Genomic DNA, 17,399 nt, shown 5'->3' with positions numbered 1-17,399 from the left:
TATTCATATAAACAGATTAGGCGCCCCATGCCCGCCGGCAGCATATTGCGGGAAGATTTTTTCCAGCTCCTGGTCCCTGATGCGCATATGGTGTTCCGCCACCGATGACAGCACCGCGCGGAAATCGGTGGTGATCGCCAGGTCGCGGCCTTCGTTGAGAGCCGCCTGGTTCAGCCCCGGCCATTGACCGTGGATTTTGCCGCCCCGCACATTGCCGCCCAGCAGCCACATGGCGTTGCCATGCCCGTGGTCGGTGCCGCCATTGCCGTTCTCGCGGAAGGTGCGGCCGAATTCGGACAGCACCACGACTACCGTGTCGTTGAACGCCGGCCCCAGTTCGCGCGCCAGCGTCGCCAGGCCGGTGGCCAGCGGCGCCAGCCGTCCCGCCAGTTGGCCGGCGCCGTTGCCCTGATTGATGTGCGTGTCCCAGCCGCCCACGGCCAGGAAGGACAGGCGGATGCGCGGGTCGTTGCGCATCAGGCGGCCCAGACGCGCGGTATCGATCGACAGGCCGTCGGGCAGCGGCGCGCCGTTGTTGGCCATCTGCTGTTCCTGGCTGTTGATGTCGGCCATCAGTTCGCGGCGCGCGGTGATGCCGTCGCGGTAGGCGCGGGCAATCGGGTCGTCGCCGGCATACAGCGGCGCGAAGGCCTGCATCATGCGCGGCTGGTCGATCAGGCTGGGGCGGGCGGCGGCGCGGCCGGTCTGCAGGTTGGCGACGACGTTCCTGCCGCTCATGATGCGCGGCGTGGAGTCGCCCACCGCCAGCGCCTGCAGTGGCGATTCCGACGACGGCAGGTAGCCCATCAGCCGGTTCATCCAGCCGTCGCGCGTATTGTGCTGGCCGGGCGTGCCGGTTTCCATGTAGTCCTGCGCCTCGAAGTGCGAACGCGACGCATCCGGCGAGCCGGAGGCGTGGACGAAGGCCAACTGGCCGCTTTCCCAGTAAGGCATCAGCGGCTGCAGCGCCGGGTGCAGGCCGAAGTAACCGCTCAGGTCGATGGCGCCGTTGGCCTGGCCGGGGTGCGCCACGGCGATGGTCGGACGGGCCCGGTAGTACTCGGGGTCGCCATGCGGCACCACCACGTTCAGGCCGTCGACGGCGCCGCGCAGGAACACCACCACCATGCGCGGCGCGCCATCGCCATCGGCGTGCGCACGCGGCTGGGGCGAACCGTAGGCGAGCTTGGCCGGCCCGGCCCGGCTGATGCGCTGGTCGCCGATGGGCGCCACGGCGCAGCCGGACAGGCCGACCGGCAGCAGGATGGCGCCGCCGCTTGCGGCGCCGAGATAGCGGATGAAGTCGCGGCGGTTCATATTGGTCCTTAGCGTTTCATGAAGTCGGGGCTGCCCAGAATCAGCCCGGCCTGCAGGTTGGGCGGTGCGGCATCGATCTTTTGCGCGCTGTCGGGCGCGATGGCGGGCCCCAGCGTGGCCAGCAACTGTTGCGGATCGGTTGGGCGGGCATCGGCATTGGCGGGCGGCGGCGCCCCATCGGCGCGGGCGATGGGCGATTTGCCGTTCACCAGGCCGCCGGCGAAATTGATCCGGCGCAGCAGCGCGTCGGGATTGAGCCAGGCCTCTTGGGAATACTTGTAGCCCTCCGGCGTGAGCCAGCCGTACAGCGGCATGCCGAACTGGCCCAGCGCGCCGTTGACCGGCCTGGGGTTGACCACCGGCGTGGCGCTGGCGCGCAGGGCCGAGACCACGAACTGGTAGGGCGTCTTGAATTGCGTCTGGTAATTGGCGCGCGACCAGAACTGCGGGCTGTCGAACAGGGTTTGCAGCACCGCGCGGATATCGCCGTGCGTGGCCAGGAAGGTCTGCGACAGTTTCTGCACCAGTGCCGGATCGGGCTGGTCGGCGACGAAATACTGCGCCAGCTGGGTGGCGATGAAGCGCGCCGTCGACGGATGGTTGGCCAGGATGTCGAGTGCGGCCTCGCCCTCCTGGTAGCCGCGCGCCGCGAGCGGCTTGCCGAGGAACACCTTGGGGGCGGCATCGTGGCGCGCGGCGTTAAAGGAAAAGGGCGCGGCGCCGCCTTTCATGGCGTTGACGTCGATGGTCCAGCCGGACAGGATGCGCGCCAGTGTGATGACGTCGGCCTGCCGGTAGCCGCCGTCCACGCCCAGGGTATGCAGCTCCATCAGCTCGCGCGCGTAGTTTTCATTGAGCCCCTTGAAGTTGCCGCGCGCGCCCGGCGTGCCGACGCCGCTGGAAAGCCAGTTGTCGAGGTAGTACAGCATCGCCGGATGATGCGCCACGGCGCCCAGCAGATCGCGGAAATTGCCCAGCGCATAAGGGCGGATGGCGTTTTTCTCATAGTCGCCGACCCAGTAGCGCACCCATTCCTTGCCTTCGAAGACGTTGAAGTGGTTGGCCCAGAATTCGGTCATCACCTCTTCCAGCTGGCGCGGGCTTTCGGTGGCTTGCAGCAGGCGCGCCAGGTGGAATTGCGGCGTCAGTTCGCGCCCGGCGCGCTGGCGGGCGGCTTGTTTTTCTTCTTTCGATGCGTTCTTGTCGAACGAGGGCGGGCCATAGTCGACGAACAATTGCGCCGGCGTCATCTGCAGGGCCGGCAGCGCCGCCAGCCGGGCTTGCAGGTCTGGCGGCAGCGGGATGCGTTCGGGATGCAGTTGCAATTCGATGTAGCGCTTGGCGCCCATTTTCTCGACCTGTTCCAGGTCGCCCGGACGCGGTCCGTAGGCCAGGCGGTCGAGCACATGCAGGGCGCGCTCTTGCGGCGACAGGTCGGCGCCGGCCGCCGATGCGGTGCAGCAGGCGAGCAACACCAGCAGGCAGCGCTGGCGCAGGGTGGCCGGCAACATGGCCGGGCGGAGGGCTTGGCGAAACGGGCGCATGAGTGGGCCTCGATAATGAGCGTTTATCTGTCGGAAACTTTCAGAGGAGGAAGTGCGGGCTCGACGGACTGAAATAGCGCATGACTCGTTCCATAACGCCGCGTGCCCGATTAAGGTTGGCAGAATCCGGCAGCGTTACACGGCGTTACAAAGCTGATGCGGTTGTCAGGAATGGGGCGGGAAGAGGGGGGATGGGGGGAGGATGGCGGGGGAATGACGTCAATGCTCGACCAGCTCGAAACTGCCGTCGCCGCGCAATACCGTGCGGTCGTTGATGCGGCTGTCGGTGGTCGAGATGCCGGCATCGATGTCGATTTGCAGTTGCAGCGAGCTGCCCCGGACCGGCACATCGTTGATGATGGGTACCGCGCCGGTGTTGGGCGACAGCGCCAGGCTATCGGCCTGGGTCTCCGGCGGCTGGCCCGGCACCAGGACGCTGCCCAGCCCGACCGCGCGGCCGTCCAGCCGGGCATTGAGCACGCGCAGGGTGAACGAGCCGCCATTGCCGAGCCGGTAGGCATGGGCGTCGGCGGCGCTGCCGCGGAAGAACAGCGTCATCAGCGTCGGCACCCTGCAGGTGGCGGTGAGCGTCACGCTTTGCCGCCCCAGGCTCATCATCAGCGGCGAGACTTGTCTTTTCAGCAGTTCCGCGCGGGTGGTGGCGCCATAGTCCACGCTGGGGTTGCTGATTTGCATCTGGCAATTGTCGGCGCCGGCGGCATGGGCGGCCGGCGCGGCCAGCAGGGCGGCTGCCAGCGTGGCCAGCGCAAGGGTGGGATCAGACCGGCGCATGGAGAAGTCCTTTCGGTTGCGCGTGCATGTCGGGCCGGCATACCGCATCGGCCGTCTCGTAGAACATATTGGGATCGGCGGCCGATGGCAAGCTGTATTGCAGCACGCAGCTCTTCTCGTCCGGCAGGGTAACGCGCAGCGGCCCGGTTGGCGTGCCGTTGAGCAGGAACACCTGGCCGTCGTCGACCACGGTGGTCACGAACTGGTTGTCGGCGTCGAGCACGAAAGCGCCCTTGGGCAAGGGTTGGCCGTCCGGCGATTTGGCGTTGAGCAGGATGCGCCTGACCTTGAGCACATCGAAGCCGATGTGGCTGACCGAACCCCGGCCGGCGTCGAGCAGCTTGAGTCCATTCCTGATGTCGACGTTGCGGGGCAGGCTCTTGGTGGCGATTTCCAGCCGGGTGCTGGCGTAGGGCGGCAACTGGGAAATCACGGCCTGGCCCTTCCAGTCGGTCCAGACGGGGCCGTAGGGCGTGCTGACCTTGACGCCGGCGACATCGCCCACCTGCAGGATGCCGAAAGTGTCCTGCACCGCGTAGGGCGACAGCGTCAGGCCGCCCTGGTGCAGCACCATCGCGCCGCGCAGCCCGCCGTTGTAGGCGGTGCTGCCCGATCCGTAGCGCGCGTAGCCGAGGTTGACCTGCGCATAGCGCGGCAGCATCGAGACCTGGGTCGACAGGTCGTCGTCTTTGGTCTGCTGGTTGCGTTCGGCCGCGACGGTGTAGTTGACGTAGTCGTTGAACTGCTCGTTATACGACGCGCCCAGGCGCTGGTAGCCGCTGCTGTTGTTGACGTAGGTGCGCACGCTGCGCTTGCCCAGCGGGATGCTGACGGTGAGGTAGAAGGTATTGGCGTTGCCCGCCAGCGCGCCGGTGCCGCCCATCTGGTGCTCGATGTTCAGGTTGACGCTGATGGTCTCGAAGTTGCGTCCCCACGAGGCCATGACGCGCTGGGTGCTTTGCCCGTAGAACTGGGTCGACTTGGAGTAGGAGACATTGAAGCCGCCCAGGAGCGTATTGCTCCAGCTGAGCGAGGCCGTGTACTGGCCGCGGTAGCGCGCGTATTGCGTGGTGGGAGTCTGGTCCGGCGTGAGCAGCAATTGCTCGGCCAGCTCCTTTTGCTGGTCGATGGTGGTGTCGCTGAGGTCGCGATAGCCCAGGGTCTGCTGCGTGGTGGACAGGCCCAGCGAGGTGTTTTCAGCCAGGATGCTGCTGCTGGCGAGCGTGAACTGGGTGCCGTGTTCGCCCTCGCGGGGCGCGCGCGACAGCCGCTGCTGAATGCTCAGGTTATTGTCGCCGATGCGGGTGTCCGCGCCCCAGCTTGCCGCCTGGTAGCCGGTGGCGCCCATCAGGCCGGCGCTCAGCGTGCTGTTGCGCCCCAGCGGCCAGCCGCCGCCGGCGGTGGCGACCCAGGGCTGCCGGCCGGTGGAGTTGCCCAGCGAGCGCAGCTTGCCGAGCGCGAAGGAATAGCCGCGCTGCATGCCCAGGTTGCCGCCGTGCAGCGAAGCCGCCGGCACCGTGAAGCGGCGTTGCGCGCCATTGGCTTCGGTCACGGTGACGTCCAGGTCGCTGGTGCCGTTGAGCAGCGGCAGGTCGGTCAGCGCGAAGGGGCCGCTGGGCACCACCGTCGAGTAGATCAAGGCATTGTTCTGGCGCACCTCGACCCGCGCCTGGGTCTGCGCGATGCCTTCCACCATCACGTTATTGATCGAGCCGGACGACAGCGCGGTCTCCGGCACGATCTGCAGCCCGGTGATGGGCCCGGCGGCGAAGGCGGTATTGAAGATGTTGATCTGGCCGCTCTGGAAGATGGATTTGTAGTCGACCAGCGTGTGCTGCGCATAGGCGTACAAGTGCTGGCGCTGCGAGGACTGGTCCTGCCGCGCATACATGGTGCGCCCACGCACGATCCAGTCGCGCGTGTTGAAGCCGTATTCCAGGTTGGCGCTGAGGAAATTGCTGGAGCTGCTGCCGAACTGGCTGCGCGAGGTCACGATGTCATAGTTGAGCAGGGCGGCGCTGCCGCCGGTGGCGAAGCCGGAGAAATCGCTTTCATTGGGCCGCATCGCATCGGTCGGCACCACCAGCGCGACTTCTTCCTTGCCGGGCCGAAGCTCGATCCCGGTCTGCGGATAGGCGGCCTTGAAGTCGTAGCATTGCCCGGCTGCTGTTGCTGCTGCTGCTGCGGTCGATGCGGCGGTCGGCAGGGTTTTCTCGGGTGTCTTCAGGCCGCCCTTGCTGAGCAGGTTCTTGTCGAAGCAGAGTTCGCCCTTGTCGTCGAAGCGTGCATCGATGCGTCCGCGCGGCTGTCCGTTGACGAACAAGGTGACGATGTTGATGCCGGGGCGGAAGCGGGCGGCGTCCTTGAAGTATTCGGCGATTTGCGGGTCGATGCCGCGCTCGCGCAGCATGTCCAGGTCGAACCCCGCAGGCAGTTGCGCCCAGGCGGGGAGCGTGGCGGCCAGGCCGCCGCCGAGCGCAAGCAAGAGCCGCCGGCATGGCGCAAGGCGCGACGCGACTATCCCGCCGGTATGCCGTTGCCGCGTACCGGAAGAAGGCAGGCCGTTGTCCGCGGTCGCCACCCGTCAGGGCTCAGGGTTTGCCCAGCGGCGCGTCGAAATTGTCGACCGAGAAACCGTACACCGTCGCCGGCGACAGGCGGACCGCCGTCGTGCCCGCCGCGTTGCCCTTAATCTGTCCGGTGAGTTTTTCTCCCGGCAAGATATAGGTGCGGCTCATGTCGACTTCGGCCATGGACGGCAGCAGCGCCACCGACTGGGCGAAGCGCACCACATAGGCGCTGTCGTTGCGCATCACCAGCGAATCGCCGCTGATGGACCAGCTCAGCAGTTTCCAGGGTTCGCGGTTCAGGGGCAGGTTCTTGGGATGGATGATCAGCGGCAGGTTCTGGCGCACGTTCATGGTCACCTTGACGCCGCCATCGGCGCCTTTTTGCGGGATGCCCTCGAAAATGACGCGCTTGAGGCGCTGCGTCTTGAGCGGTTCCTTCAATTGCAGGATGAAGCGCACCAGTTGCGTCTGGTCGGGCTCCACGCGGGCCACCGGCGGGGAAACCACCAGCAGCGGTTCCTGGTCTTCCGGCAGGTTCTGGATGGAGGTGTAGAGCAGGGTGGCGGCGGCATCGGTATTCTTGACGTTCATGCTGGCTTCGCCATCGGCTTCGTTGACGATGACCACCGATGTTTCCGGCAGCATGCCGCTGGCGCGGGCGCCGGGCAAGACGGCGCAGGCCGATGCCAACAGCGCCAGGCATGCCAGGCCGCGCATGTGTTTTTGTTGTATGGCTAAAGCGTACATCTTGTTTCCCCCGAGAACGAAGCTGTCTTTTTCATCATCGCCGATTTCGGTCGGCTGCAAGCGCTGGAACAACAGGCGGTTTATGGTTGTTTTAGGCGTTTCGTGCCGAGCCGGGCGCTTTCCCGTATCCCCGGCCGCGCTACAGGTAATGCAGCTCCAGCGTGGCCGAACCGTCCAGCGGGATGTCCTGGCCCAAGGGCAGGTTTTCCGCCTTGTTGACATAGGGTTGCACCAACAGTCCTCCCGATACCGCCTTGTAGGCCTCGACCGCGCCGTTGTCCGCCCCCCATGAGAAGCGCAGCCGCTTGGAGGCGGCGCCGTTGCCGGCATCGCTCCAGGTGTTGCCATCGGGCGAGGACATCAACTTCACCGGCCGATAGTCGCCGGTGTAGGTATTGGGCATGAAGCGGATGGAGTAGCCGCCGATGTGGCGGCCGGCGGCGTTGCCCAGGCCGAAGTTGTAGTCGTCGCCCAGCGCGCCGTCGCCCGACCCGGCGGCAACGATGCCGGGCACCAGCGAGGCGCTGCGGTTGTCGATGACCCTGACGCTGAATTTGGCGGCGGCGTCGCAGTTGATGGAAAAGGTCATGTTCATGGCCGGCAGCGCCGTGACCTGGCCCTGGCGCAGGATGTTGGCATTCATCTTCCCATAGTCGGCCACGCCGCCGTTGGACAGCGTCGGCGTGCAGGCGGCCGGCGTCAGCGTGACCGTGACTTCCAGCGGCGCCATGCTGGCCGCGCCGCTGCCGCCGGCATGGGCCAGCCCGGCGCAAAGCAGCAGGCGCAGCAGCGGATGGGAACGAAGGTGGATGGCTGGCATGGTTGTATCGGGAGAGGTGTGGCAGGGGCGGGGCGGTTTCAGAGGTAGACCAGCTCGAAAGTGGCCGATCCATCCAGGGGGATATCGTCGTCCAGGCCGCCGCCGCGGCTGTCGATGACGGGCTGGATGCTTAGCGTGGCGCCCATCTGCTGCATCTTTGCCGGGATGCTGCGCTCGCCGGCAGCCCAGGTGTAGAGCGTGTCCTGCAGCAGCATGCCATCGGTGCGCACCGTCCAGGCGCCGCTGGCGGCATTGCCCGGCGCATTCATTTGCAGGTTGGGCGCGGCGGCATCGCCGCGCGCTTCGAAACGCAGCACATAGCCGCCGACGCGCAAGCCTTGTTCGTTTTTCAAGCCGAAATAGCGCCCGTCGCGCAGCATGCTGGGGCGGGCCGAGGTCTTGACCATGCCCTCGGTGGTCGCCAGCGGACGGTTATCGACCAGGCGCAGCGCCACGCTGGCGGGAATGCCGCAAGACACTTGCAGGCCGACCGATTTGGCGGGCAGCAAAGTCGGTGCGTGCGGCGAGAGCGTGCCGGAGGGGATGGCGCCATAATCGACCACGCCGCCGCCGATGAACTTGAGCGCGCAGGCATTGGGCACGATGCGGCCGGTGACGCGCAATTGCGCCGTCGTCCCGGCCAGAGCCGCAGCCGGGACGGCGAGTGTCCAGAATGTGCAGAAAATCCATCTTTTCATGATCGATGGGGGACTTGAGGATTGGTCTGTCCGATTCTAAATCAGTCCGTCGGTGGAGGTGGGGAATATCGATATCACCCTTCGTTTCGCCTTAAGAGCGAAACGGGATTTCATTGTGTTTTCACAATTATTCGGGGGGTATTCCAGACGATTCTTATTTGAGGCGGCGTGCCGCGGGCACAGAATCGCAGGTTGTGAAATGACCCAAAACGGCATTGGAATAACCTGAAACCTCATGAAATCGATCTCGGATTTAGTCATTCTGGTGATAGAGGATGAACCGCTTCAACGGGCGGTCCTGGCCGGCAATCTCAGGCGCATGGGGGCGCAAAAGGTGCTGGAAGCCGCCGATGGCCGGGAGGCGATCCAGCTCATGGAGCTGCATGCGGTCGACCTGATTTTCTGCGACATCGGCATGCCCAACATGGATGGCCCGCAATTCATCGTCCGCCATGTGGAGCAGGCGCGCAACCGGGAAGGGCCGCCGCGGCAGTTTCCGATGCTGGTGTGGGTCAGCGTGCTGGGCGCGGGCATGCTGGATTCGCATATCCGGTTGGCCAGGAACGCCGGCTTTGCGGCCGTGGAGGCCTTGCCCAAGCCCTTGTCCAATATCGCCCTGTGCTATGTGGTCGACTTGGCGATCGCCTTGGGCAAGCGTCGGCGCCAGCGGCGCGTCGGCGCCGATGATGCATTGCGCAACATCACCGACGAGGATTTGCTCAGGGCCATTTGCGATGTCGACGAATTCGATGTCTGGTACTGCCCGCAGATCTCGCCGGAGAGTTGGCGCATGGCCGCGGCCGCGGCCGAGGTGCGCTGGAACCATCCCAGATTCCGCAAATTGCGCTCGGAGCAATTCACGGCGCTGATCGAGCAGCAGGGGCTGGGATTGGTGTTGTTTTACCGGACCATCAACCATGTGCTGCGAGTGCAGCAAAAATTGAAGGCTTCCGGCCATTGCCTGCCGTTGAGCATCAAGGCGTCCGCCCAGACGCTGCAGACGCCGGAAATCGTGGACTATCTCGCCGACCGCGTGCGGCAGCATCAACTGAGCCCGGAACAGGTCTCCATCGTCCTCACGGAAATCGGCGCGCCGGTGCTGCCGGTGCCGTTGTCGGCTTCGCTCAACCGCTTGCGCATCAAGGGGTTCGGCTTGTCGCTCAACGGCTTTGGGGCGGGCAGCGCCAATATCAGCATGCTGTCCGAGGTGCCGTTCACCGGCATCCATATCGATGGCGGCCTGATCGGGCAATTGCTGCGCCACGGCCTGTCGCGCAGCATGCTCGACAGCATCTTCGACATCGGGGGGCGCCTGAGGCTGGATGTCGTGGCCTGCGGCGTGGACGACCAGGAAACATCCGAGGCCTTGCGCGACATGGGATGCCGCCTGATGCAGGGCGATATCGCGCCGCCGATGAAGGTGACCGACTTCCTGCGCGCGGCACGCAGCGGCGCGCAGGCGCCGGCTTGCGATGCCAGGCGGGCGCCTGCCTGAAGCCGGGGAAATCATGGTCTTATTCACCCGTTTGACGCGACGCGCTATTGGTACACTTGGAGCGGGATCAACCGCGGCCATCCGGTTCGCGGCGCATGGGATGGCATTCGCTGCTGATGGGAAGGGCGGGGCCGGGACGTCGCGCTTGCTGGGGCCATCAGATAAAAAAGGAATCCATGATGACATGGTCATCTGCATCGACGGTTCGCATCGCCTTGCTGGACGACCACGCAGTGGTCCGCTACGGGCTGGCGGGGCGCTTGTCCGAAGAACCGGATTTTCAGATTGTGGGATCGTTTGCGACCAGCAAGGAAATGATGGCGGCCTTGCGCACCACGCCGGCCGATCTGCTGGTGATCGATTACTCCCTGGGGGCCAACGACATTGACGGCCTGAACCTGATCCGCGCCTTGAAGGTGCGTTTTCCCGACAGCAAGATCCTGGTCTCTTCCTCGCATTACAACCCGGCCACGGTCGCCCTGGCCATGAAGGCCGGGGCCCGCGGTTTTGTCGGCAAATCGCAGGAGCTCTCGGAACTGATACAGGCGATACGCACCGTCTCCCTTGGCCGTGTCCACCTGAACAACAACATGGCCGCCGAATTGTCGTCGATGCTTTCCGCCGAACCGGGAGAGGGCGGCCGGGAAGGGGCGGCGGTATCGGATTCCCTGTCCGAGAACTCGGAGCTGTCGCCGCGCGAGCGCGAGGTGTTGCGCTGCTGCCTGGATGGCATGACGGTGACCCAGATAGCGGAAAAGTTCGCGCGCAGCGTCAAGACCATCAGTGGCCAGAAACAGGCGGCATTTCGCAAGCTTGGGGTCCGCAACGACAGCGAGCTGTTCAAGATTCAGCACCAGCTTGAAGACCTCTGAGACCAAGAGACTGAGATAAGGACGGAGCGACCAATGAGCGAAAAAGGACCTTGGATTCTGGTGGTCGACGATTCGGCGACCAGCCGCATGGTGATCGAAAAGCAGTTGCGCAAGTTCGGTTGCCGCGTGGCCGGCGTCGAAGATGGCAAATCCGCCCTGGCGGCCATCCAGGCGCAACGTTACGGCCTGGTGCTGCTCGACTGCTACATGCCGGACATGAACGGCTACGAAGTGGCGCGGCGGGTGCGGGAGGCGGAAGAGGGCAATCCGGATGCCGGCTACACCCCGCTCATCGGCATCTCGGCCGAGGCTGACGCAGCCCATGTGCAGCTGTGCCTGGACAGCGGCATGGACGGCATCCTGGGCAAGCCGCTGCCGATCGGCGAGTTCAAGAAAATGCTGTCGCTATGGTGCGATTACGATGTCGACGAACCTGCCGCCAGCGCGCCGGTGGATGCGCAATCGGTGGATCTGGAGGCCTTGTTCCGCACGACCTCGCTACAGGATCTGGCGGCGATGCGCGCGGCGCATGCCGCATCCGACGTCGAAGCCGTCCAGCGCCTGGCGCATCGGATGAAAGGCGCGGCGCTGACGATGCAGCGCGAGGAGATCGTCACGACGCTGGAACGCATCGAGGAGGCGACGCGCAACGGCGCCGCCGGCTTTGCCGCCATCGTTGATCGGATGGCGCAGCTGGATGCATTGCTGGCGGCCTGATCGGCACTCCGGTTGCCGACGGGCGCCTCAGGCGCCTACCCAGGGCAGGCCGGCCTGGCACCATCCTTCCACTGTCTTGCGGTGTCCGGCCGCATCCTTGTTGCCTTCAAAACCCTCGACGATGTCGAAGCAATTGCGATAGCCGTTCTCGCTGGCCAGTTTGGCGGCGTGCCTGGAACGGACTCCGGAGCGGCACAGGAACAGCAATACCTCGTCGGGGCCTGCGGCTTGCTGCAACTGTTCGAGGAATTGCGGATTGGGCTTGCCCTCCGGATACAAATTCCACTGCACGAACAAGTGTTGCCCGGCCGGGATTTGCACCGTCCCGACCCAGTCGCGTTCGGCCTTGGTTCGTACATCCACCAGCTTGATGGCGGGGTTGCCCTGAATCAGGGCAAAGGCTTCCCGGGGCGTGACGGCCCCGCGGTAGGGAAGCTGGCCGTCCTGGGCGCGCTGGCTGGCAGTGGTGAGGATCTGTTCTTGGGTCATCGGCGCCTCGTTGGACTATCGGGGTTGGAAATGGCTAAAAATTATAAATAAATTAAAAGATTAATTCTTTTGGCGCAGTGGATGCATCGATCTGCATCGATTCTTTACACGGAGGCACTAAATAAGTGCGTATTGACCATTGAATGCACCATAATGGTGTTTATTGGTGCAATTCAGTTAATTTGCACTAAAATAATGCATAAATTCAAGTTGCATGCACTGAAGGGAACGGCCGTCCAGCCCCTGCTCCCTAAAATATTCCATTATTGCCGCCCTTGAAAGGGCGGTGGCATGGAATCTGCTATCATCCGCGTCTGAGTTCCGGCGCAAGACCGTTGTATCAAATGCAAAGATCCAGTCGCAGAAAACGGCTCAACCCCCCAAATTTATACTACTTCCTCGTTTTAGGAGATTCGCATGGCAAGGACGGCCGCAGAGGTTTTGAAGATGGTGAAGGACAACGAAGTCAAGTTTGTTGACTTCCGTTTCGCGGACACCCGAGGCAAGGAACAGCACGTTTCCGTGCCTGTTTCGCATTTCGACATCGACAAGTTCGAATCCGGTCACGCTTTCGACGGTTCGTCGATCGCAGGCTGGAAGGGTATCGAAGCCTCCGACATGCTGTTGATCCCGGACCCGAACACTGCCAACATCGACCCGTTCATGGAAGAAACCACGCTGTTCATGCAGTGTGACGTGATCGAGCCGTCCGACGGCAAGGGCTACGACCGCGACCCGCGTTCCATCGCCAAGCGCGCCGAAGCCTACCTGAAGTCCTCCGGCCTGGGCGACACCGCCTACTTCGGCCCGGAGCCAGAATTCTTCATCTTCGACGGCGTGCGCTGGGGCGCTGACATGTCCGGTTCCTTCGTCAAGATCGATTCCGAAGAAGCTTCCTGGAGCACCGGCGCCAAGATCGAAGGCGGCAACTCCGGCCACCGTCCGACCGTCAAGGGCGGCTACTTCCCGGTTCCTCCGGTCGACAGCTTCCAGGACATGCGTTCGGAAATGTGCCTGATCCTGGAATCCCTGGGCATCCCAGTCGAAGTGCATCACCACGAAGTGGCCGGCGCCGGTCAAAACGAAATCGGCACCAAGTTCTCGACCCTGGTCGAGCGCGCCGACTGGACCCAGAACCTGAAGTACGTGGTCTGGAACGTCGCCCACACCTACGGCAAGACCGCGACCTTCATGCCCAAGCCGCTGGTCGGCGACAACGGTTCCGGCATGCACGTTCACCAATCGATCTGGAAAGACGGCAAGAACCTGTTCGCAGGCGACGGCTATGCCGGCCTGTCCGAAACGGCGCTGTTCTACATCGGCGGCATCATCAAGCACGCCAAGGCGCTCAACGCGATCACCAACCCCGGCACCAACTCGTACAAGCGCCTGGTTCCAGGCTTTGAAGCCCCGGTCAAGCTGGCCTACTCGGCCCGCAACCGTTCGGCATCGATCCGTATCCCGCACGTGGCCAACCCGAAGGGCCGCCGCATTGAAACCCGCTTCCCGGACCCGCTGGCCAACCCGTACCTGTGCTTCGCCGCGTTGCTGATGGCAGGCCTGGACGGCGTGCAAAACAAGATCCACCCGGGCGAAGCCGCGACCAAGGACCTGTACCACCTGCCGCCGGAAGAAGACAAGCTGATCCCGACCGTCTGCGCCTCGCTGGAAGAAGCGCTGGACCACCTGGACAAGGACCGCGAGTTCCTGACCCGCGGCGGCGTCTTCACCGACAGCATGATCGATGCCTATCTGGAACTGAAGGGTCAGGAAGTTCAACGCTTCCGCATGACCACTCACCCGATCGAATTCGATATGTACTACTCGCTGTAATCGAAGACGGGTCTTCAAAAAAAGGGGAAGCTTGCTTCCCCTTTTTGTTTATGCGCAGCCGGAGCGCGCGCCGTCTTGTCACAAGGCGGTAGAGGTTTTCCGGAGGATGCGATGAGGAGCAGGCGTGGTTGGGGATGGGCGGCGGCACTGCTGGCCGGCGCGGCGGCGGGGCACGCTGCCGACATCTACGTATGCACCGGCAGCGGCGGCGTCGAATACCGCGATGACGCGCGTGCGGCGCATTGCCGCAAGGGCGTGCTGGCGCCGCTGGGCGCGGTTAGCGGCAATGGCAATGGCAATGGCAATGGCGTTGCCACAGGGCGGAAGGATTTGTCGCCGCCGGCGCCGGCCGATGAAGAGCGTTCCCGCATCGTGTTGCGCGAACGCCTGGCGGCAGAGCGCAGCAGGCTGGATGCGCTCAGGCGCGAATATAACGACGGCCAACCCGAGCGACGCGGCGACGAGCGCAACTACGCCCGATACCAGGCGCGCAGCGCGGCCTTGAAGGATGCGCTCGGGCAAAGCGCGGCGGCCGTCGCCGCGCTTGAGCGGGCGCTCAAGGATTGATGTACAACATGCGGCGGCATGCGGGCTTGCCCGAAACTTGCTAGAGCATTAGCGCGGATTGGCAAATGCAGGGCCCGACGGCCGCCTTTGCGATGCAACAAGCGCTGGCGAAGTGGCCGCCATCCGCCACCAACGATTTCAGGGTCAACAATAATCCGAATGAAGACAAATTTCTCCTCGCTTGACGGCCTCGACCTGCTGGCTTCGGCGGTGATCATTCTGGATGCCCGGGGCGGCATCGTGTACGCCAACGCCGCGGCGGAGAACCTGCTGGAAAGCTCGTTCAAGGTCTTGTCGCAGCAGAAGCTCTCGGAACTCTTCCTCAACGGCACGGAACTGTCCGCGCTGTTCTCCCAGGCCATCGAACACCAGTTCGCCGACAAGCGCCTGGACCTGGTGCTGGAACGCGCCAACCGCGAGCCCTTGCAGGTGCATACCATCGTCACGCCGCTGGACAACCCGGACATGCCGGTGCTGCTCGAGCTGCGCGAGAACGTGCAGCAACTCAAGCTGGACCGCGAAGAGCGCATGTTCGACCAGAGCCAGGCCAACAAGGAACTGATCCGCAACCTGGCGCACGAGATCAAGAACCCGCTGGGCGGCATCCGCGGCGCGGCGCAATTGCTGGAGCTGGAGTTGCCCGAGCGCCACCTGAAGGAATTGCGCGAATACACCCAGGTCATCATCAAGGAAGCCGACCGGCTGCAAACGCTGGTGGACCGCCTGCTGGCGCCGCACCGCCATCCGCACATCGTGGGCGACGTCAACATCCACGAAGTGTGCGAACGCGTGCGCAGCCTGATCATGGCCGAGTTCCCGCAGGGCCTGACCATCAGGCGCGACTACGACCTCTCCATCCCCGAATTCCGCGGCGACAAGGAGCAGCTTATCCAGGCGCTGCTCAACATCGTCCACAACGCGGCGCAAGCCCTGGTCGAACGCATCCGCGCCGGCGACGGCGAGCTGATTTTGCGCACGCGCGTGAGCCGGCAAGTGACGCTATCCAAGGTGCGATACCGGCTGGCACTAGACTTGCATATCATCGATAACGGCCCGGGCATCCCCCCCGACATCCAGGAAAGGATTTTCTATCCGCTGGTGTCGGGACGCGAGGGAGGCAGCGGGCTCGGATTGACGCTGGCGCAGACTTTCGTTCACCAGCACATGGGCGTGATCGAATGCGAGAGCCGGCCGGGATGTACCGATTTCAGAATACTAATACCGCTGCCGTGAGCCAATGGCCGCAGGCAGCGCGCCAAACCAGTGTGATGGAAGCAATTCGCCATCGGGGGCTGTCGTTGCGGTGTGCCGCCACGCTGCACTACAGAAGCATTAACAGCATGACCAACGCAGGAAAAGTTATTTATGAAGCCAATCTGGATTGTTGACGACGACGAATCGATACGCTGGGTTCTCGAAAAGGCCCTGGCCCGAGAAAATCTCGCCACGCAAAGTTTTTCCAGCGCGCGCGACGCCATACAAGCCCTGCAAAGCGGTACGCCGCAGGTCCTGGTTTCCGATATCCGCATGCCGGGCGCGTCCGGGCTTGAATTGCTGCAGACCATCAAGGCCAAGCATCCCGGCATCCCTGTCATCATCATCACCGCATTCTCCGACCTGGATTCGGCCGTCTCGGCGTTCCAGGGCGGCGCCTTCGAATACCTGGCCAAGCCTTTCGACGTCGACAAGGCGGTCGAACTGATCCGCCGCGCGCTCGACGAAAGCCTGCGCGAAATCGATGTCGAGCAGTCGGCCGCGCAGACCCCCGAAATCCTCGGCCAGGCGCCGGCGATGCAAGACGTGTTCCGCGCCATCGGCCGCCTGTCGCAATCCAACGTGACGGTGCTGATCACCGGCGAGTCCGGTTCCGGCAAGGAACTGGTGGCGCGCGCATTGCACAAGCACAGCCCGCGCGCCAGCCAGCCCTTCGTCGCCTTGAACACCGCGGCGATCCCCAAGGACCTGCTGGAATCCGAACTGTTCGGCCATGAGCGCGGCGCCTTCACCGGCGCGCAAGCGATGCGCCGCGGCCGCTTCGAGCAGGCCGAAGGCGGCACGCTGTTCCTCGATGAAATCGGCGACATGCCGCTGGACTTGCAGACGCGCCTGTTGCGCGTGCTGTCGGACGGCCATTTCTACCGCGTCGGCGGCCATCAGTCCTTGAAGGCCAATGTGCGGGTGATCGCGGCCACGCACCAGAACCTGGAACATCGCGTGCGCGAAGGCCTGTTCCGGGAAGACTTGTACCATCGCCTGAACGTGATCCGCCTGCGCTTGCCCAGCCTGCGCGAGCGCAGCGAAGACATTCCGATCCTGGCGCGCCACTTCCTCACGCAGAGCGCGCGTCAACTGGGGGTGGAGGCCAAGCGCCTGTCGCCGCAGGCGATGCAGTTCCTGTCGCAGCTGGAGTTCGCCGGCAACGTGCGCCAGCTGGAAAACCTGTGCAACTGGATCACCGTGATGGCGCCCGGCCAGACGGTGGAGATCAAGGACCTGCCGCAGGACCTGGTGGAAGAGCGCGTGCATGCGCCGCAGCCGGCGCAGACGCTGTCGGCCCCGGCCTCGGCGGCCATGCCGCAGCCGGCGGGCGGCGAGGCCGGCTACCCGGCGCCTGCCGAAGCCAGCCACGCCAACTGGATTTCCCTGCTGGAAGCCGAAGCCGCGCACATGCTGGCGCAGGAACAGCCGGAGGTGATGGACATCCTGGGCCGCCAGTTCGAGGCGGCGCTGATCAAGATCGCGCTCAAGCACACGCATGGCCGCAAGAACGACGCGGCGGTGCGCCTGGGGATCGGACGCAATACCATCACCCGCAAGATCCAGGAACTGGGCATCGGCGGCGCCGAAGACGATTGAGCCGCACGGCGTTGCCGAAAAGAGAAATGGCCCGCATCCAACGATGCGGGCCATTTTCATTGGCGCTGCCTGGGCGCCATCG

At 64.3% G+C, this 17,399-nt stretch carries 15 protein-coding genes; 7 read left to right on the top strand and 8 right to left on the bottom strand.

Translation table 11 applies throughout. The features are described 5' to 3' along the window. Nucleotides 1-3: 3 nt before the first annotated feature. The 7 genes from AC07N6_RS20570 to AC07N6_RS20540 all read right to left on the bottom strand — a co-directional run bounded on the left by AC07N6_RS20570 (nt 4) and on the right by AC07N6_RS20540 (nt 8,488). Complete coding sequence (locus AC07N6_RS20570) at nt 4-1,317, bottom strand: DUF1501 domain-containing protein (protein ID WP_494782019.1); 1,314 nt, start codon at nt 1,315-1,317, stop codon at nt 4-6. Between the two features lie 8 nt (nt 1,318-1,325). Then, the gene (locus tag AC07N6_RS20565) at nt 1,326-2,861 is read right to left on the bottom strand and encodes a DUF1800 domain-containing protein (RefSeq protein WP_494782018.1); all 1,536 of its coding nucleotides are present in this window, start codon (nt 2,859-2,861) and stop codon (nt 1,326-1,328) included. Nucleotides 2,862-3,080: 219 nt separating this feature from the next. Beyond that, nucleotides 3,081-3,653: a DUF1120 domain-containing protein gene (locus AC07N6_RS20560; protein ID WP_494782017.1), complete on the bottom strand. Its 573-nt coding sequence runs from the start codon at nt 3,651-3,653 to the stop codon at nt 3,081-3,083. Continuing rightward, nucleotides 3,640-6,138 (bottom strand): fimbria/pilus outer membrane usher protein, encoded by a 2,499-nt coding sequence (locus tag AC07N6_RS20555; RefSeq protein WP_494782016.1) that lies wholly within the window; start codon nt 6,136-6,138, stop codon nt 3,640-3,642. Before AC07N6_RS20555 ends, AC07N6_RS20560 begins: the two co-directional genes overlap by 14 nt. Before the next feature lie 106 nt (nt 6,139-6,244). Continuing rightward, on the bottom strand, nt 6,245-6,940 hold the full coding sequence (locus AC07N6_RS20550; RefSeq protein ID WP_494782015.1) for a fimbria/pilus chaperone family protein: 696 nt from the start codon (nt 6,938-6,940) through the stop codon (nt 6,245-6,247). A gap of 169 nt (nt 6,941-7,109) precedes the next feature. Further along, on the bottom strand, nt 7,110-7,790 hold the full coding sequence (locus AC07N6_RS20545) for a DUF1120 domain-containing protein (protein ID WP_494782014.1): 681 nt from the start codon (nt 7,788-7,790) through the stop codon (nt 7,110-7,112). A gap of 38 nt (nt 7,791-7,828) precedes the next feature. Beyond that, the gene (locus AC07N6_RS20540; RefSeq protein ID WP_494782013.1) at nt 7,829-8,488 is read right to left on the bottom strand and encodes a DUF1120 domain-containing protein; all 660 of its coding nucleotides are present in this window, start codon (nt 8,486-8,488) and stop codon (nt 7,829-7,831) included. Nucleotides 8,489-8,723: 235 nt separating this feature from the next. Between AC07N6_RS20540 and AC07N6_RS20535 the strand changes: the two genes are divergently transcribed. From AC07N6_RS20535 to AC07N6_RS20525, 3 genes are all read left to right on the top strand, one after another. Further along, a complete protein-coding gene (locus tag AC07N6_RS20535) occupies nt 8,724-9,983 on the top strand; it encodes an EAL domain-containing response regulator (RefSeq protein ID WP_494782012.1) in 1,260 nt (419 codons plus the stop codon). 179 nt (nt 9,984-10,162) lie between these two features. Continuing rightward, nucleotides 10,163-10,855 (top strand): response regulator, encoded by a 693-nt coding sequence (locus AC07N6_RS20530; RefSeq protein ID WP_494782011.1) that lies wholly within the window; start codon nt 10,163-10,165, stop codon nt 10,853-10,855. Nucleotides 10,856-10,888: 33 nt separating this feature from the next. Next, complete coding sequence (locus AC07N6_RS20525) at nt 10,889-11,572, top strand: response regulator (RefSeq protein WP_494782010.1); 684 nt, start codon at nt 10,889-10,891, stop codon at nt 11,570-11,572. A gap of 27 nt (nt 11,573-11,599) precedes the next feature. Here AC07N6_RS20525 and AC07N6_RS20520 read toward each other — a convergent pair whose 3' ends face one another. Then, nucleotides 11,600-12,061, bottom strand: coding sequence for a rhodanese-like domain-containing protein (locus AC07N6_RS20520; protein ID WP_494782009.1), 462 nt, complete (start codon nt 12,059-12,061; stop codon nt 11,600-11,602). A gap of 417 nt (nt 12,062-12,478) precedes the next feature. Here AC07N6_RS20520 and glnA point away from each other — a divergent pair, with 417 nt between their 5' ends. The 4 genes from glnA (at nt 12,479) to ntrC (ending at nt 17,317) form a co-directional block, all read left to right on the top strand. Continuing rightward, entirely contained in the window at nt 12,479-13,894 is a 1,416-nt protein-coding gene (glnA, locus tag AC07N6_RS20515) for a type I glutamate--ammonia ligase (RefSeq protein WP_494782008.1), read from the top strand. A gap of 111 nt (nt 13,895-14,005) precedes the next feature. Beyond that, complete coding sequence (locus AC07N6_RS20510; protein WP_494782007.1) at nt 14,006-14,461, top strand: DUF4124 domain-containing protein; 456 nt, start codon at nt 14,006-14,008, stop codon at nt 14,459-14,461. A gap of 159 nt (nt 14,462-14,620) precedes the next feature. Beyond that, nucleotides 14,621-15,694, top strand: coding sequence for a nitrogen regulation protein NR(II) (gene glnL / locus AC07N6_RS20505; RefSeq protein WP_494782006.1), 1,074 nt, complete (start codon nt 14,621-14,623; stop codon nt 15,692-15,694). 132 nt (nt 15,695-15,826) lie between these two features. Beyond that, nucleotides 15,827-17,317 carry a nitrogen regulation protein NR(I) gene (ntrC, locus tag AC07N6_RS20500; protein ID WP_494782005.1) on the top strand — a complete coding sequence of 497 codons (1,491 nt, stop codon included), beginning with the start codon at nt 15,827-15,829 and terminating at the stop codon, nt 17,315-17,317. The last annotated feature ends 82 nt before the right edge of the window (nt 17,318-17,399 follow it).

This window comes from Herbaspirillum sp. GW821-FHT09A12, from assembly GCF_059418325.1.
Note: the sequence above shows the minus strand (reverse complement) of the source record. Positions and strands in the feature narration are given on the sequence as shown.

Bases quoted from the DNA above. Each gene is read 5' to 3' on its own strand.
- glnL (WP_494782006.1), top strand. From the start codon at position 14,621: ATGAAGACAAATTTCTCCTCGCTTGACGGCCTCGACCTGCTGGCTTCG.
- glnA (WP_494782008.1), top strand. From the start codon at position 12,479: ATGGCAAGGACGGCCGCAGAGGTTTTGAAGATGGTGAAGGACAACGAA.
- AC07N6_RS20510 (WP_494782007.1), top strand. From the start codon at position 14,006: ATGAGGAGCAGGCGTGGTTGGGGATGGGCGGCGGCACTGCTGGCCGGC.
- AC07N6_RS20525 (WP_494782010.1), top strand. From the start codon at position 10,889: ATGAGCGAAAAAGGACCTTGGATTCTGGTGGTCGACGATTCGGCGACC.
- AC07N6_RS20560 (WP_494782017.1), bottom strand. From the start codon at position 3,653: ATGCGCCGGTCTGATCCCACCCTTGCGCTGGCCACGCTGGCAGCCGCC.
- AC07N6_RS20530 (WP_494782011.1), top strand. From the start codon at position 10,163: ATGACATGGTCATCTGCATCGACGGTTCGCATCGCCTTGCTGGACGAC.
- AC07N6_RS20540 (WP_494782013.1), bottom strand. From the start codon at position 8,488: ATGAAAAGATGGATTTTCTGCACATTCTGGACACTCGCCGTCCCGGCT.
- AC07N6_RS20535 (WP_494782012.1), top strand. From the start codon at position 8,724: ATGAAATCGATCTCGGATTTAGTCATTCTGGTGATAGAGGATGAACCG.
- ntrC (WP_494782005.1), top strand. From the start codon at position 15,827: ATGAAGCCAATCTGGATTGTTGACGACGACGAATCGATACGCTGGGTT.
- AC07N6_RS20550 (WP_494782015.1), bottom strand. From the start codon at position 6,940: ATGCGCGGCCTGGCATGCCTGGCGCTGTTGGCATCGGCCTGCGCCGTC.
- AC07N6_RS20565 (WP_494782018.1), bottom strand. From the start codon at position 2,861: ATGCGCCCGTTTCGCCAAGCCCTCCGCCCGGCCATGTTGCCGGCCACC.
- AC07N6_RS20570 (WP_494782019.1), bottom strand. From the start codon at position 1,317: ATGAACCGCCGCGACTTCATCCGCTATCTCGGCGCCGCAAGCGGCGGC.
- AC07N6_RS20520 (WP_494782009.1), bottom strand. From the start codon at position 12,061: ATGACCCAAGAACAGATCCTCACCACTGCCAGCCAGCGCGCCCAGGAC.
- AC07N6_RS20545 (WP_494782014.1), bottom strand. From the start codon at position 7,790: ATGCCAGCCATCCACCTTCGTTCCCATCCGCTGCTGCGCCTGCTGCTT.